14 protein-coding genes are annotated in these 14858 nt (G+C 71.0%); 9 read left to right on the forward strand and 5 right to left on the reverse strand.

Translation table 11 applies throughout. From position 1 onward, the window contains the following. The first annotated feature begins 19 nt into the window (after nucleotides 1-19). Nucleotides 20-403, forward strand: coding sequence for a winged helix-turn-helix transcriptional regulator (locus tag ITI46_RS07660; protein WP_209238666.1), 384 nt, complete (start codon nucleotides 20-22; stop codon nucleotides 401-403). Between the two features lie 64 nt (nucleotides 404-467). Here the strand turns inward: ITI46_RS07660 and ITI46_RS07665 are convergent, their stop codons facing one another. The 4 genes from ITI46_RS07665 to ITI46_RS07680 all read right to left on the reverse strand — a co-directional run bounded on the left by ITI46_RS07665 (nucleotide 468) and on the right by ITI46_RS07680 (nucleotide 4087). Next, nucleotides 468-992: a GNAT family N-acetyltransferase gene (locus ITI46_RS07665; protein WP_209238667.1), complete on the reverse strand. Its 525-nt coding sequence runs from the start codon at nucleotides 990-992 to the stop codon at nucleotides 468-470. Between the two features lie 65 nt (nucleotides 993-1057). After that, nucleotides 1058-2044 (reverse strand): hypothetical protein, encoded by a 987-nt coding sequence (locus ITI46_RS07670; protein WP_209238668.1) that lies wholly within the window; start codon nucleotides 2042-2044, stop codon nucleotides 1058-1060. Further along, on the reverse strand, nucleotides 2041-3294 hold the full coding sequence (locus ITI46_RS07675; RefSeq protein WP_209238669.1) for a glycosyltransferase family 4 protein: 1254 nt from the start codon (nucleotides 3292-3294) through the stop codon (nucleotides 2041-2043). Before ITI46_RS07675 ends, ITI46_RS07670 begins: the two co-directional genes overlap by 4 nt. 103 nt (nucleotides 3295-3397) lie before the next feature. After that, nucleotides 3398-4087 (reverse strand): DUF4232 domain-containing protein, encoded by a 690-nt coding sequence (locus ITI46_RS07680; RefSeq protein ID WP_209238670.1) that lies wholly within the window; start codon nucleotides 4085-4087, stop codon nucleotides 3398-3400. Nucleotides 4088-4398: 311 nt separating this feature from the next. Here ITI46_RS07680 and ITI46_RS07685 point away from each other — a divergent pair, with 311 nt between their 5' ends. Together ITI46_RS07685 and ITI46_RS07690 are read left to right on the forward strand one after the other, a co-directional pair. Further along, nucleotides 4399-5199 carry a MerR family transcriptional regulator gene (locus ITI46_RS07685; RefSeq protein WP_209238671.1) on the forward strand — a complete coding sequence of 267 codons (801 nt, stop codon included), beginning with the start codon at nucleotides 4399-4401 and terminating at the stop codon, nucleotides 5197-5199. After that, nucleotides 5196-6410, forward strand: a complete 1215-nt coding sequence (locus tag ITI46_RS07690; RefSeq protein ID WP_209238672.1) for a glycosyltransferase — start codon at nucleotides 5196-5198, stop codon at nucleotides 6408-6410. The genes ITI46_RS07685 and ITI46_RS07690 overlap by 4 nt, the downstream gene beginning before the upstream one ends. Before the next feature lie 42 nt (nucleotides 6411-6452). Here the strand turns inward: ITI46_RS07690 and ITI46_RS07695 are convergent, their stop codons facing one another. Then, nucleotides 6453-7286 (reverse strand): AraC family transcriptional regulator, encoded by an 834-nt coding sequence (locus ITI46_RS07695; RefSeq protein ID WP_209238673.1) that lies wholly within the window; start codon nucleotides 7284-7286, stop codon nucleotides 6453-6455. Between the two features lie 66 nt (nucleotides 7287-7352). On the opposite strand from ITI46_RS07695, the gene ITI46_RS07700 reads away from it, so the two are divergent. From ITI46_RS07700 to ITI46_RS07725, 6 genes are all read left to right on the forward strand, one after another. Further along, the gene (locus ITI46_RS07700; protein ID WP_209238674.1) at nucleotides 7353-8327 is read left to right on the forward strand and encodes a DMT family transporter; all 975 of its coding nucleotides are present in this window, start codon (nucleotides 7353-7355) and stop codon (nucleotides 8325-8327) included. Nucleotides 8328-8627: 300 nt separating this feature from the next. Beyond that, a complete protein-coding gene (locus tag ITI46_RS07705; protein WP_209238675.1) occupies nucleotides 8628-8786 on the forward strand; it encodes a hypothetical protein in 159 nt (52 codons plus the stop codon). A gap of 85 nt (nucleotides 8787-8871) precedes the next feature. Further along, nucleotides 8872-11964, forward strand: a complete 3093-nt coding sequence (locus ITI46_RS07710; RefSeq protein ID WP_209238676.1) for a lantibiotic dehydratase — start codon at nucleotides 8872-8874, stop codon at nucleotides 11962-11964. After that, on the forward strand, nucleotides 11961-13268 hold the full coding sequence (locus ITI46_RS07715; protein WP_209238677.1) for a lanthionine synthetase C family protein: 1308 nt from the start codon (nucleotides 11961-11963) through the stop codon (nucleotides 13266-13268). Before ITI46_RS07710 ends, ITI46_RS07715 begins: the two co-directional genes overlap by 4 nt. A 139-nt stretch (nucleotides 13269-13407) precedes the next feature. After that, nucleotides 13408-14223 (forward strand): nucleotidyltransferase domain-containing protein, encoded by an 816-nt coding sequence (locus ITI46_RS07720; RefSeq protein ID WP_209238678.1) that lies wholly within the window; start codon nucleotides 13408-13410, stop codon nucleotides 14221-14223. 4 nt (nucleotides 14224-14227) lie between these two features. Beyond that, nucleotides 14228-14704 carry a substrate-binding domain-containing protein gene (locus ITI46_RS07725; protein WP_209238680.1) on the forward strand — a complete coding sequence of 159 codons (477 nt, stop codon included), beginning with the start codon at nucleotides 14228-14230 and terminating at the stop codon, nucleotides 14702-14704. Nucleotides 14705-14858 lie beyond the last annotated feature (154 nt).

The following is a 14858-nucleotide window of genomic DNA, read 5'->3' on the forward strand; positions in this document are numbered from 1 at the left end:
TCGGTGACTGGGGAACCTGATGGTGACCAAGCAGCTGCTCAAGGGCCTGCCCGAGGACGCGGACCTGAGGCGCGCGGACTCTCTGGCGCGGGAGATCTTCTCGGACGTCGCCAACAAGTGGGCGCTCCTGATCATCGAGGCGCTCGGCGAGCGCACCCTGCGCTTCAGTGAGCTGCGGAACGAGGTGGAGGGCGTCAGCCACAAGATGCTCACCCAGAACCTGCGGATGCTGGAGCGCAACGGCCTGGTCGACCGGAAGGTGCACCCCACCGTGCCGCCGCGGGTCGAGTACACCCTCACCGAGCCGGGCCGGGGCCTGCGCGCCGCAGTCGACGCAATCTGTGGCTGGACCCACCAGCACCTCGGTCACATCGAGAGCGCGCGGAGCCGTTTCGACGCCTGACAGGCACGCAGTACCCCGTTCCCGTTCGGGCGCCGCGAGATCGTTGTTCTTCACATACCGGTGATCAGCGGTGGCGTCGGCCTTCCTGCGGCGGTCCTCCAGGCAGATCGCGCTGATACCACGTGCCTGGCTTACCGCCGAGGTGGGCGGGGTCGGCCGGGCCGACAGGCATGAACCCGGCTTTGGTCAGAACCTTCTGGGACGCGGCGTTCCGGCAGGCGGCGGCCGCGCGCAGGGTGCGCAGCCCGTGCTGGGCCGCCGCCAGCAGGCACAGCTCCCGGACGGTTGCGGTCGCCACACCGCGGCCGGCGACGTGCTGTGCGACCCGGTAGCCGAGTTCCGCGGTGTGGTCCGCGATGTCGAGCAGATTGAACCTGCCAAGCACCGAGCCGTCCTCGGCGACGAGCACGTGGAAGGCGCAGATACCGGCCTCCTGCTCGGCCAGCAAGGCGTCGTACCTGTCGGTGAACTGGGCGAAGAACGCATCGCCGCGGTCGGGGACCGAGGCAGCGAAGTAGGCGCGGTTCGCCAGCTCGAAGGCCAGGACCGCCGGGGCATGGCCGGCATGCAGCCGCTTCAGCTCGGGCACCGGCCAACTCTACCCAGGCGGTGCGCTGAGGCCGCCCGAATTTTCCCTGCGCCGCGTACTGCCTGTCAGCCCTCCTGCTTCGCGGCCTCGTAACTCACCCGTACCGAGAGGTTGTTGTTGACCGTGTAGTACGGGCGCACCGCGTGGGCGGTGCCGTCGGGGCTCGCCACATGCCGCGACGGGTAGCTGAAGACGTGCTTCTTGTCAGGGATGTCGTCCAGGATCCGTGCCACGCGGACCGGCTCCTCATCCGCGGAAGGGCGCAGCCACAGGTCCCAGATCCGGTGACCCGGCAGCAGGGCGGTGAAGGGGAGTTCGGCGGCGAACCCGTGCTGGGGGTGGTGCGGGCCGGGGGTGTGCTGCGGTGCGGTTTCCCTGCCGGAGTGTTCCTCCTGAGCCGGGCGCACCGGTATGCGCACTGGCGGCGCCGCCGAGTCGCGGGGGCGTGCTTCCAGGCAGGCGGTGGCGGAGAGCTGCGCGCCGTAGAGCGTGCCGTGCAGCGCGATGGTGGCGTCGTCGATGCGCAATGTGCCGGCCTCGGCATGCGGCCGCCGCACCCAGGTACGGATGGTGAGGTTGCCGTGTTTGGTGGTGTAGGGGATCCGTACGCCGAGCCAGGCGCGTGCGTCGACGTGCGCGCCGCCGAGGAGGGAGCGCAGGTCGTGCACTCCGGGCAGCAGCCGCTGCGGCTCTTCGTCGCCCTGGGCGAGGTAGGCGTCCCAGCGTCCCTCGCGCAGCCATGTGGTGGCGGGCAGTGTGGCGCGCAGCCCGCCATCCGTTGCCGCAGGGGTGAGCGGCAGGCTCAGCGAGGCATCGGGGCCGTGATGGTGGCGCAGGCGCAGGAGGACGGCGGCGTGCTCGTCCGCCTCGGGAGCTGCGGCTTTCTTGCCGGTTTCGTCGGAGAGCCGCACATCGAACGTCAGACTCCCGTCGCCGTGGGTTGTGCAGTCGGCGCGCAGGCGGTGGGGCGTGCGGCCGTGGGGCGAACTGGCGTTTGGCGGGGGTGCCGCCGCTGTGGTGCGTACTGGTGCGTCGAGAGAAGGCCCGCTCATGCCCGTGCTCCTTCCAGGGCGTGCCCCACTCCCCGGCGTACGGTCTCGCGGGCCGCGTAGGCTCCGCCCAGCAGAGTGCCGCGTGCTCGGTGAAGGGCGCCGGCCGGTCGGTTGACCAGCGAGGTCAGCAGGTCCTCGTATCGGGCGGCCACACGCGAGGGGTCGAACCGTGCCGACGCGGTCAGTGCGGCCCTGCCCATCTCCACACGCAGCTGGTCGTCGTTGATCAGGCGCAGCAGTGCACCCGATATGGCGCTCACATCGCCGGTGGGGGCCAGGAGTCCGTCCTGGCCGTTGCGGATGATCTCGCCTGGCCCGTGCGGGCAGTCGGTGGCCACCACGGGAAGACCGCACCGCATCGCCTCGACAATCGTCATCCCGAACGACTCCAGGCTCGAAGTGACGGCGCAGATGGACCCCTTGACCCATTCGGCCTCGATGGGATGCGCCGAGCCCATCAGGAAGACGTGGTTGTAGAGGCCGAGTTCATCGATGAGATTTCTCAGCTTGTCCCGCTCGCGGCCGTGCCCGTAGATGCGCAGCCCCCAGTCCGGGCGCTCGCGAACGACCTGGGCGAAGGCGCGGATGAGCACGTCGTAGCGCTTGGCCGGGGCGAGCCGGCCCGCGGCCACGACCCACTTGCGGCTGCCGTCGGAGGGCGTGACCTGCGGCTCGGGCACGCTGTTGGGCAGCCCCTCGACACGTACACCCGGCAGCCAGAGCGTCCTGCGGTAGTCCCGGGCGTCCGCCTCGGTCACCGTGGTGACCGCGTCCAGCCGCGGATAGACACGGCTGAGCAGAAGCTTCATCCGCGCCGAATGCGTGGCCAGAGTCAGATGCTCCTGCCCCAGGCGCACCGGGCCACGGCGCGTCTGCCTGGCCACGTGCACATTGAGGCCGGGGCGGGTGCCGATGACCACGTCGGCCTCGGTGCCGGCCAGATGCTCACCGATCCGGCGGTCCGTCAGCGCGCTGTGCCGGGAGAACTGGCCATCGGCAGCGGGGAAGACCCGGGCGGGGCGGGCGCGTTCGGGGTTCGCCCCGTCATAGGTCGGACTGTTCCGGCGCATGTCCACCAGCGACCTGAGCCGCACACCCGGGCCCGGCTCGAAGAACGGCTTGTCCCGGTACCGGAAGACGGATACGACCTCCACCTCGTGCTGCTCGGCGAGCGCCTGCGCCAGATTGAAGGTGGTACGGACCGTGCCACCCATCCCATACGCGCTGAAGATCAGAAACGAGATGTGCATTGTTCCCCCTATATGCTGATTTTTAGGGCCGCGCTTTCTCACGAGTCGCGGCAGCAGTTGATCGCCGTTCCGGCAGGCACCCGCCTTGTGAGGTGGTGCGGGTCTACTGGAGTACCTGTTCGGTGGTGTCGTTCCAGTAGGTGACGGTGGAGTTGTCGCTGAGGGCGAGGCCGGCTTCGCCGGGGGCGGTGACCTCGGCGGTGGCGCCGGTGCCGTGCAGGCTGCGGTCGGCCAGCTGGACGGTGAGCTGCTTCTCGCGGTGCATGTTGCCGCCGTCGCCCTTCTCCAGGCCGAGCGCGGCGTAGGCCGATGTGCCCGGCTCCAGGGAGACCACAGACTGCGGCTTGCCGCCGCCGGCCGGGATGGAGGACTGGGCGTCCGGGTAGCCCACGAACGGGTGCCCGTACAGGTCGCAGCGGGTGCTGCCGTTGTTGGTCGCCTTGAGCAGGATGACCGGCGCGGAGCCCCCGGTCTCCTGGAGGCTGACGGAGACCGTGCCGACGGTGCACACGGAACCCTTCGCGCCCGAAGCTCCACCCTCTGCCGGCTTGCCCGAACCGCCGCTGCTCGCCTTGTTGTTCTGCGTACCGCCGTCGCTCGTGGTGGAGCCGGAATCGGAACCGGCCGAGGCGGAGTCCTTCGCCCCGGTGCCCTTCGACACCTCGGCGGAGGACGCGGAGCCGGCGTCGTCGTCCTTGCCGCCGTCGCCCTGGCAGGCCGTCAGCGAGAACGCCGCGGCGGCAGCGACAGCGGCAAGGCCGGTGGTGCGGATGGTGCGGCCAGCGGTCTTCATGAGATCCCCCCAGTGGATATCCGGTACAGCCCCGCCGCCCGCTTCCGCGCGGTTCCCCCGGCAGGGGCCGTTGGTGGTTACGGTCACTGTGATGGCGTCGGACCGCGGGTTGTTCACGGAACTCCTTGTGATCCACATCACCATTCGCAGCGGGCGCTGCGCAGCTCGGATCAGCGTCAGGCGCCCGGGTGTCAGCCCGAGGAGCGGTTCTTCACCGGCACAGGCGCAGTGGGGAAGCCATGCCGCAGAGCAGTGTTTGACCCTCCCCTTACGTCAGGCTTCAGGGTGTACGCCGACGAAGGGGCAGGTGGATGAGCTATTCAGTGGGGCAGGTTTCGGCCTTCGCCGGGGTGACGGTGCGTACGCTGCATCACTACGACAAGGCGGGCCTGCTCTCGCCCAGCGGCCGCAGCCGCGCCGGCTACCGGCTCTACAGCGACGCCGACCTGATCCGTCTCCAGCAGATCCTCTTCTACCGCGAGCTCGGCTTCCCTCTCGACGAGATAGCCGAGATCTTCAAGGATCCGCAGGCGAACGCCCTGGAGCAACTGCGCTCCCGGCAGCGTCGGTTGCAGGAGGAGATCGCCAGGCTGCAGCGGCTGGCCGAGGCGGCGGAACGGGCGATAGAGGTCCAGCAGACCGGAGTGACGCTGACCCCGCAGGAACGCTTCGAGGTGTTCGGTGAGATCACCTTCGACCTGAGCTATGCCACCGAGGCAGAGCTGAAGTGGGCGCACTCGGAGGGACAGCGCGAGGCGATGGCGCGTGCGGCTGCCCATACCAAGGAGGACTGGCGGCAGCTCATGGGCGAGGCCGCCGCTTGGCGCGCGGAGCTGCTGGCGGCCTTCGACGAGGGGGAGCCGAGTGCCGGCGAGCGGGCCATGGACCTCGCCGAGGAGCACCGCTTGCACATCTCGCGCTGGTTCACCTCGTGCCCGCCGGACAGGCACCGGCGCATCGCCGACGACTTCGTCACCGACCCGCGGGCCTTCGCCCTGGTCGTACCGCCGTCGCAGCAACGCCCTGGACTGGCCGCCTACACCTGCAAGGCGGTCCACGCCAACGCGGCACGCCACGAGGGCGGCCGTACCGATTCCGAGGAGTGCCAATGAGGATTCTGATCGCTGTGGCCGGGTCGCGCGGCGACGTCGCGCCCTACACGGGCCTGGGCGCCGAGTTGCGCCGGGCCGGTTTCGGCGTCGCCCTCGCCACCACGGAGACGTTCGCGCCCCTCGTGCACGCAGCCGGGCTGGAATTCCGCGCTCTCCCCGCCGACCCGCGGGCGCCCGGGGGTGTCACGGGCAAGCGGCAACTGATGCGTACGGCTGCCGCGTTCATCACCGAACTGGGCCAGGGATGCGCCGAGGTGCTGGACGACGACACGGATCTGCTGTTGCTGTCGGCCACCACGGCCCCGCTCGGCTGGCACCTCGCCGAGGCCACGGGCACACCGAGCGTCGGCGTATACCTCCAACCCACCGCACCGACCGGTGACTTCCCACCCGTCGTGACAGGCTCCCGCTCCCTGGGCCGCCTCGCCAACCGCACGGCGGGACGCTTCGCTCTTCGTATGACGGATCGCGTCTACGAGCAGGCGGTCGCAAAGCTGCGCCACCGCCTCCAGCTGCCCCCGGCCTCCGCTTCCGCGGTGCGCCGACGGCAGGAACAGGCCAACTGGCCCATCCTGCATGGCTTCAGCACGGCGCTGGTGCCCCGCCCAGCCGACTGGCGCTCCGGTCTGCAAGTGGTGGGCAATTGGTGGCCGTACCACGCTGTGGGCGAGCGGCTGCCCACAGATGTGGAGGACTTCCTGCACGCCGGGCCCCGGCCCGTCCTCATCGGCTTCGGGAGCATGGCGGCCGGTGAGGGGGAGCGGCTGAGCGAGATCGCTGTACGAGCCCTGCGCCGCGCCGGGCTGCGCGGCATCCTCCAATCCGGCAGCGCCGGGCTCGCCGCCGACGGCGACGACATCCTCACCATCGGGGATGTACCGCACGCGCTGCTGTTCCCACGGCTGGCCGCGGTGGTCCACCACGCAGGGGCCGGCACCTCAGCTGCCGCGTTGCGCGCCGGAGTGCCCGCTGTCACCGTGCCGGTGAGCGCCGACCAGCCGTTCTGGGCAGCACGACTCGCCGCCCTCGGCGCCGCGACCGACCCGATCCCCTTCCGGTCCCTCACGGCTGAACGGCTCGGCGACTCACTCGGCCGGATAGTGCAGCAGCAGTCATACGCACGTGCCGCCGAGGAAGCGGCACGACACATGTCGACCGAGGACGGAGCAGGCCAGGCCCGCAAGGTCATCCAGCAGCTGACCGGCCGATGAGCCCTGCGCGGCTGGCCGGCGCCTGGGACCGCCCGTGAAACGTCACGTGTGCGCCCGTTGGAAGGTGCTCGGTGTGATGCCGTAGGTGCGGTGGAACCAGCGGCTGAAGTGGGCCTGGTCCGCGAAGCCGGTGGCGGCTGCCGCGTCGGCGGATGTGGTGCCGGTGGCCAGCAGGTGGCGGGCGCGGCGTAGGCGGAGTTGGCGCTGGTAGTCGCTGGGAGCCATGCCGTACTCGGTACGGAACGCGCGGTAGAGGGCGAATCGGCTGCATCCGACGGCCCGGGCCAGCAGGTCGGCCCTGATCGGTTCGAGGCAGGCATCGTTGAGCAGCGCGCGGGCCCGTCGCGCGGCCTGCCGCTGCGCACTCTGGGCGAGCGTCCGCATGTGGGGGGTCCGTGTGGCGCCGCGGTGTGCCATCGCGGTGACGGCCGCGGTCAGCCATTCGTCCCGTCGGAGCGGGCTCTCGTTGGTGACCAGAGCACCATGCAGGCGTGCCAGAGCACGGGCGAGCACCGGGTCGGTCATCACGGGCTCGACGAAGAGTGGCATGGCCGCCGGGCGCCCGTCGGCTGCGTCGGCGAGGACCTCGCGTACCACCGCGGGCCCGATGTGCACGATGCGGTACTGATAGCCCAGTTCTGCCGCGGCCCGCCCGTCGTGCACCTCGTCCGGGTTGAACGCCATCACCATCCCGCTGCCGCTGGTGTGGGCCGCGCCTCGGCAGCGGAAGCGCTGGGCGCCGGCGTCGGTGATGCCGAAGGAGTAGGTGTCGTGGCTGTGTGGCGGATACACATGATCGAGGAAGTGCGCGTGCATGGCCTCCAGCGGGCGCGTTCCGTCCCGCCAGTACCGCACCCAGCTCTGCCCCGTTCCCATGACCTCATTGTGGCGTGCGCACCAGCGTTCAAGACGGACCGGGGGCCGGGACGCCACTGTCGGCATATGCGCACGCGAACGAAGAGGGGCTCGAGCAGTCCGTATCTGCTATTGATGATCACTATGGTGCTGTGGGGAAGCGCCTTCTCCAGCTCCAAGTCGGTGGTGGGGGAGGTACCGCACACCGTTGCCGCGCTGCTGCGCTTCGGGGGTGGCGCCGTTGCGCTGCTGGCAGCCGTGTGGCTGTCCGGGAGCCGGGAGACGACCGTGACGGCGCGCGACGGGTGGCGCGCGGCGACGGCTGGAGTGCTGGGCGTCTTCGCCTACAACGGTGCGTTCTTCTGGGGGCTGTCGCTGGCACCCTCCCTGGACGCCGGGATCCTCATTCCCGTCATGAGCCCGGTGCTCACCAGCGCCTTTCTGCTCGTGACGCGCCGGGAGCGCGCCTCTTGGGCGCGAATAGCCGGTCTGGGCCTCGGCCTTGCCGGTGCCGTGGTCTTCTTCCTCGGGGCGGGCGGCAGTTCGCAGGGAGGCTCGACGCGACTCGCGGGCGATGCGCTGTTCCTGCTCAGTGCGGTGTGCTGGGCCGCCTATACGCTGGTCGGCCCGCGGGTGCTGTCCGGTATCGAACCGCTACGGGCCACCACCTATGCAACCTGTGCGGGGGCCGTTCTGCTCGGTGTGATCGCCGCACCGGACGTGCCGGAGGTGCGCTGGAGCGATCTGCCGGCCGGCGTCTGGCTGAACGTGGCGTACTTGGCCCTGGGGGCTGCTGCGGTTGCGAACCTCTTCTACTACCGGGGGATCGGGGCAGTGGGTCCCGCGCGGGCCTCCCTCATGATGTTCACCGTCCCGGTCATCAACACGTTGTGCTCCACCCTTTTCCTGGGTGAGTCCTTCGGCGTGGTGCAGGGGGCGGGCGCGCTCGTGCTGGTCGCGGGTGCCGTACTGGCCGTCACACAGGGGCGGCTGCCCAGGCGCGGGTTGCCCGGGCGGGACGACGGGGCCCGCAGCGCACCGCTGGGAACCGCGTCCCGTTGAGCCCGTACCGAGAGCGATACGGCGCCTCCGCGTGTCCTGCGATCATGGCGTGAAATCACCGTCTGACAACGGCTCACGAAGCACGTGCTTCACGCCGGAGCGCCCAGTCATCACACAGGGAGTGGCGTCGCACGAAGTGTCCTCGTCTCACTGGGAGGGAACATCAGTTCCGGTCAACTTCCGCCCCGGCCAGTAGAGTTGGGCATTTGCTGGGCATATGCTCCCGTCCGGTTCGAGCACGACCACGTGTTTCACCGGCGTCCGGCCGACGACGGTGAGCTGACGAACGGGAGGACCACCATGAGCACCAACCTGCTGCTGGAAGACACCACCGACCTCACCGAACTGGACCTCGACATCCAGATCTCGGAGACCGAGGGCGAGGGCCCCGCGTTCGCATCCGGGGGCTTCACCTCGCCGAGCACGTACGGGTCGCCCTGCAACCTCTGCTGCGCGTAAGCGTCCCAGTGCCCGGGCGGGGCGGGACCGACACCGCCCCACCCGGGCCGTACCAGGTCCCGGGACGAGGGGAGAGCCGGAACACGTGCGGGACGACCACTACACTCCGCAGGACTGCCTGTTCGTACGTATCGCGGCGTTTCCCCGTACCGGACCGGGAGGCCGTCCGCTCGGCGACTCGGCCGAGCAGGTGCGCGAGGCCGCTGCCGACCCGCTCTTCCGAGAAGCGGTGCACATCGCCAGCGGCAGCCTCGCCGACTCCCTCGACCGGCTCGACGCGGGAGCCGACCTCGGGGCCAAGCGGCTGCGCCGTACCGCGCTCGCCCTCTCCCGCTACGCGCTGCGGGCTCGGACCAGGCCGACGCCCTTCGGGCTCTTCGCCGGTGTCGCGCCCGCGCGGGCGGCGGACACCACGCAGGTGAGACTGTCGGGCCCGGGCAGAAAGACGGTACGGCTGGACGCCGCCTGGCTGACGCAGCGCGTCACCCAATGGCTCGAACTGCCCGAGGTACGGCACGGCGTCGACGTCGTACTGAACGACCTGTGCCGCACACGCGGCGAGCGGCTCGTCGTCCCCGGCAACGGCAACGAGACCTCCGTCCGAAACACCGCCCTGGTGGCCTGGGTGTGCCGGCGGACGACCCAGCCCGTCGGCTACTCCGCGCTCCTGGACCAGGCAGCCGCATCCTTCCCCCGCCTCACCCCCGCCCAGGTGGACACCACGCTCCTCCAACTCGTGTGCCACGGCTTCCTGCTGACCTCCATCACTCCGCAGGACCTGGACGAGGAGCTGTACCAGCGCATCGCGGCGGCGCTCGCGCCCGTACCGGAGGCGGCGGCGGAACTCGACTCCGTACGCGCGGCGCTCAACGCCTACGCCGCGACGCCGCCCGGCGAGGGCCGCGCCGCGTGGCGCAGACTGATGCGGCTGACCGACCCCCAGGGCAGCGCCCCGAGGCCGCCCGTCCACGTCGACCTGCGCATGGACGCGGACCTGCGCATCTCGCGGGCGGTGACCGACGAAGCGGCCCGCTACGCCTCCGCCATGTGGGAGCTGTCCGCCGACTGGCAGACCCACGCCCATATGCGCACCTACCGGGACCGGTTCCTGGAGGCGTACGGCACCGGCGGCGTGGTTCCCCTCGGCGAACTCGTCGACCGGCACCGGGGCATCGGCTTTCCGCCGGGCTACGGCGAGCGCGACGGCGGTCCCTCCACAGCGCGCCAGGAACCGGATGAGCTTCCCAAGGAACGCCGTCTGCTGACCCACGACCTGGTACAGGAAGCACTGCTGAGCGGGGACGACGAGGTGCGGCTGACCCCCGGCCTGGTCGACCGGCTGGCCGCCGGCCGGACGGCCGAACCGCCCCCGCCGCCGCGATCGCTGGAGCTGTGCTTCCACCTGCTGGCCGAGAACGAACAGGCCATCGACCGCGGCGACTTCCGGCTGCTCTCCCCGGCGTACCCGGGCTCCTGGCTCGCCGGGGCGACCGTCGGACGGTTCGCCGAACTCGTCGGGATGGAGGGCGAACTGGCAGCGCTGCTGGACGGCCTCGGCGACGCCGGGACGGTCCCGGCGCAGGTGGTGTACCGGCCGCACACGGTGCGGGGGCTCAACATGGCGCAGGTCCCGCGCCTGCTCCCGCACCGGATACCGGTGGGTGTGTACGCCGACCGGACCGCCCCCGGCACCCTCGACTGGCGGCAACTCCTCGTCACACCGGGGCCTTACGGGCTGCGGCTGATACTGCCGGACGACGGGCGGGAGGTCCTGCCCGTCGTCCCGCACATGCTGGCTCTCGACCGGGAGGCGCCGCCAGTGGCCCGGCTGCTGGTGGAGCTCGTCTCAGGTACGGCCAGGACGTGGACGGGCTGGAACTGGTGCGGGCTGGAGCCACTGCCCTGCCTGCCCCGCGTCACCTACGGCCGCGTCACGGTCTTCCCCCGGCGCTGGGTGCCCGACCGGCACCTGCGCGAGGCGGCGGACGCCGCAACCGGGTGGGAGGAGTCGGTTGCGGCATGGCGGGAGCGCTACCGCGTACCCGACGAGGTGAACCTCGCCAGATGGGACCGCACGTACCGGGTGGACCTGACCGACCCCTGGCTGCGGGAGGTGTTCCGCCAGGAAGTCCGCACCGGCGGTTCCCTGGCGATCACGGAGGACCTCACGGACGGCGGACGCGCGCTGGGCTGGTCCGGCGGACATGGTGCCGAAGTCGTCATTCCGCTCGCCCTCACCCGGCCCACCGTGCCGGAGCAGCACCCTCAGACCCCCCGTCGGCCGCGCCGCACGGTGCCCGCGTACCGGCCCACGGACCACTCCGTCGCGCACCTGCCGGGTGAGGACTGGCTCTACGCCAAGTTCTACGCGGCCGAGGACACCCACGACGAGTTGCTGCACGCCGCACTGCCCGCACTCGTGCGCGCGGTGGGAGACACCCTGCACAGCTGGCACTACATCCGGTACCGCGACCCCGAGCCCCACATCCGCCTCCGCCTGCACGGCGAGCCCGAAGACCTGCGGACCACGGCATTGCCCCGGCTCGCCGCGGTGAGCCGCAACTGGCAGGAGACCGGGCTGATCAAGGGCATGGTCCTCGACACCTACCGGCCCGAAACCGACCGCTACGGCGGGCCCGTCGCGCTCCCGCACGCGGAGCGGATGTTCTGCGTGGACAGCCAGTCGGCACTGGCCCAGCTCGGGATGCGGGCGCGAGGCGCCCTGACGCTGCCCGCCCCCGTGCTCGCCGCCGTCAACCACGCACTGCTGCTGGAATCGCTCGGCGACTGGGACTGGTCGGCCTGGATCAGCCGCGCGCTGCCCAAGGGGCCCGCCCACGCGGCCTACCGGAAATACCAGAAGCAGGCGGCATCACTGATCGTGCCCGGACGCACCGCACAGAGCGCGGCCCCCGTACTGGGCGCCCCCCTCGCGGCCCTGTGGAGCACCACGCCGGAGACCGGGAAGTACGGAGCGCTGCTGCTGTCCGACGCAGGACGGACGCCCGGCACCGCGCAGCACGCCGAAGCCGTCATGTCGCTGCTGCACATGCAGCACAACCGCCTCCTCGGCATCGACAGAACCGGCGAGGACACCGGCTACGCCGTGCTCCGCGGCGTCGCCCGTGACCACCAGGGCCGCCTGGCCCACTCCCGCAACGGGAAGGAGACCGGATGACAGCGCCGCGCCACGCGGACGAGGCCCGGGACATCGCCGCGCAGGTCTTCGACCGGCTCGCCGACCCGGAAGCCACCGCCGCCGACACCGGCATACCGGCCGCCCCGCACATCAGCCTGCGCGACCCCCTCTGGGAGGACCTGTCCCTCTCCAGCGGCTGTCCGGGAGTGTCCCTGGCCTTCACCGGCCGCACCACCCCGGGCCCTGACGACGCCGCCCGAGCACACGCCTACCTCGTCCGGGCGATGCGGGCCACCGCCGCCACCGCACACGCCCCGGGAGGCATCTACACCGGCCCGGGCGCCGTCGCCTTCGCCGTCCTGCTCGCCCACCGCGCCACCGGCGGTTACCGCTCCGCTCTCGGCCGGCTCGACGACCACCAGCGCCGTCTGGTCCGCCGTGCCCTCCCCGAAGTCCGGGACACTCCGGCGACGACCAACGGCGAGTTCGAAGTCGTCCGCGGCATGAGCGGCATCGGCCGCTACCTGCTGGCACGCCGGGAGCAGTGCGAGGAGGAACTGCGGCTCGTCCTCACCTATCTGACGCAGATGGCGCACGGCGACATCACCCACCGCGGCCACCGGGTGCCCCGCTGGTGGACGTGGGCGGCGCCCAAGCTGGGGCAGGAAGCCGAGATGCCCGACGGGCACTTGAACCTCGGACTCTCGCACGGCGTGGCGGGGCCGCTCGCCCTGCTCTCGCTGGCCTGGCAGCAGGGCGCGGTCGTCGACGGACAGCGCGAGGCCATCGAGCAACTGGTCGGCCTCCTTGAGCAGTGGGCGTACGACAGCCCGGCCGGACCCCTGTGGCCTCAGCACCTGACCCTCGAGGACTGGCAGGGCGGGCCGGAGTCCGCGCCGCCGCGCCAGCGCCCGTCCTGGTGCTACGGCGCTCCCGGCATCTCCCGCGCCGTGCAGCTCGCGGGGTTCGCGCTCGGCAACGCCGAGTGGCTCGACCTGGCCCACCGGTCCCTGCTGCCGTTCCTGACCACCGATCCGGACAGCTGGAGCATCGACAACTCCAACTTGTGCCACGGGTGGAGCGGCATGATGCATCTGCTCGCCGTCCTCAACGAGTCCATCGCAGACAAGCGGCTGACCGACCTCGCCGACGACATGGCGGCCCGCACGCTCGCCCAGTTCCATCCCCACTACCGCTTCGGATTCCGCGCCACCCTCACCAACGCCCCGCAGGGCGACATCCCCGCCTTCCTCGAGGGCGCCGCCGGCACGGCCCTCGCCCTCGACGCCTACGCCCACGGCCGCACCACGACCGACTGGGACATGGCCTTGCTGGTGGCCTGAAGGCACCACGGATGTCCGGCATGTGAAGAGCACGCGGCCTTCCGGGCGCTCCGCACTTCACCGGCCAGGGCTGAACGCTCTGGCGCGGGTGCCGGACAAATTATTCGCGGCCGGTGTACTGCCTCTGCACACTGTGCCCATGGAGCGCTTGACGGAGATCGCGAATCGGCTGGCCGAGGTCGGCGGCGTCGTCGGTGTGTGTCTGGGAGGCAGCAGGGCGAGGGGTACGCACAGCCCCGATTCCGACTACGACCTGGGCCTTTACTACCGGCCACCGCTGGATACCGCTGCTCTGCGTGTGCTGGCAGCCGAGCTGACCGGTGGGCCGGTGGAGGTCACCGAGCCGGGCGGCTGGGGGCCATGGGTGGACGGTGGCGGCTGGCTGACCATCGACGGCCATCGCGTCGACTGGATCTACCGCGATATGGATCGGGTGCACCGCGTCTGGCAGCAGTGCCGGGCTGGGCAGTTCGAGATCGGCGCCCAACCCGGCCACCCCCTGGGCGTGTACTCCCACGCCTATGCCGGTGAGGTGGCCGTGGGACGCATCCTCGCCGACCCCGGCGGTGAGCTGCGAACCCTGCAGGAGCAGACGCGTCTCTATCCGGAGCCGTTGCGCGAAGCCCTCGTCGGCAACGCGCAGTGGGAGGCACCGTTCATCCTGACGGCGGCACGCAAGGGCGCGGCCCGCGGTGACGCCTTCTATGTCGGGGGCTGCCTCTTCCGCGCCGTCGGACTTCTCGTGCACGCACTCCACGCTCACGCCAGGTGCTGGGTGCTCAACGAAAAGGGCGCGGTGGCGTCCGCGGGAGAACTCCCCAACTCCTCGGCGGACTTCGCCGAACGCGCACACGCATTGTTCTCCGCCCTCGGCACCACTCCCGACACGCTCACTGCCACGCTTGATGACGCCGACAGGCTGGTCACCGAGGTATGCCGTGAACTCGTCCGGTGAATGACTGCCGAAGCCCGCCGCCGCGCCCGCTCGGCACGGGTCAAGCAGTAGTTTGTGTCGGAACGGCCTGGACGCACACACTCGGATTCTGCGCGGAGACCGGACCGAGACCGCCGGCGAACGTGCCGCTCACCACTTCCTCGACAGCGGCGAGCTGCCCACCGCCGTCGTCGCCTTCAACGACCGGTGCGCGATCGGCGTCCTCGCCGCCCTGGCCCGCGCCGGCGTCGCCGTTCCGGACGACGTGTCCGTGGCCGGTTACGACGACGACACCCTGTCCCGGCTGAGTTGCTTCGATCTCACCACGGTCAGTCAGGGCGCCGAGGAACAGGCCAGGCGCGCGATCGCCGCCGCGGTCGAACGCCTCGGCCAAGGGCGGACGGAACCCCGCGAGATCGTCCTCCCCCCGCACCTCGTCGCCCGCACCACCACTGGCCGGGCGACAGTCCCCGGCCCCGCAGGCGCGACGCGTCATCAGTGAGCCGGGAACAGGCCCACGTCGGCATCTCAGCTGCCACCTGGAAGCCCTCGCCGGCTGAGCGGTAGTCCGGTTCCAGCACTGCTTCATCGGGCACCTGCGGGCGGGCGTTCTGGTATGCATGGGGGAAGGAACACCCTGGCGCAGGGGGCCGGGG

The organism is Streptomyces oryzae (assembly GCF_017676365.1).
Taxonomy (GTDB): domain Bacteria; phylum Actinomycetota; class Actinomycetes; order Streptomycetales; family Streptomycetaceae; genus Streptomyces; species Streptomyces oryzae.

Bases quoted from the DNA above. Each gene is read 5' to 3' on its own strand.
- ITI46_RS07685 (WP_209238671.1), top strand. From the start codon at position 4,399: ATGAGCTATTCAGTGGGGCAGGTTTCGGCCTTCGCCGGGGTGACGGTG.
- ITI46_RS07675 (WP_209238669.1), bottom strand. From the start codon at position 3,294: ATGCACATCTCGTTTCTGATCTTCAGCGCGTATGGGATGGGTGGCACG.
- ITI46_RS07700 (WP_209238674.1), top strand. From the start codon at position 7,353: ATGCGCACGCGAACGAAGAGGGGCTCGAGCAGTCCGTATCTGCTATTG.
- ITI46_RS07720 (WP_209238678.1), top strand. From the start codon at position 13,408: ATGGAGCGCTTGACGGAGATCGCGAATCGGCTGGCCGAGGTCGGCGGC.
- ITI46_RS07660 (WP_209238666.1), top strand. From the start codon at position 20: ATGGTGACCAAGCAGCTGCTCAAGGGCCTGCCCGAGGACGCGGACCTG.
- ITI46_RS07715 (WP_209238677.1), top strand. From the start codon at position 11,961: ATGACAGCGCCGCGCCACGCGGACGAGGCCCGGGACATCGCCGCGCAG.
- ITI46_RS07680 (WP_209238670.1), bottom strand. From the start codon at position 4,087: ATGAAGACCGCTGGCCGCACCATCCGCACCACCGGCCTTGCCGCTGTC.
- ITI46_RS07670 (WP_209238668.1), bottom strand. From the start codon at position 2,044: ATGAGCGGGCCTTCTCTCGACGCACCAGTACGCACCACAGCGGCGGCA.
- ITI46_RS07690 (WP_209238672.1), top strand. From the start codon at position 5,196: ATGAGGATTCTGATCGCTGTGGCCGGGTCGCGCGGCGACGTCGCGCCC.
- ITI46_RS07705 (WP_209238675.1), top strand. From the start codon at position 8,628: ATGAGCACCAACCTGCTGCTGGAAGACACCACCGACCTCACCGAACTG.
- ITI46_RS07695 (WP_209238673.1), bottom strand. From the start codon at position 7,286: ATGGGAACGGGGCAGAGCTGGGTGCGGTACTGGCGGGACGGAACGCGC.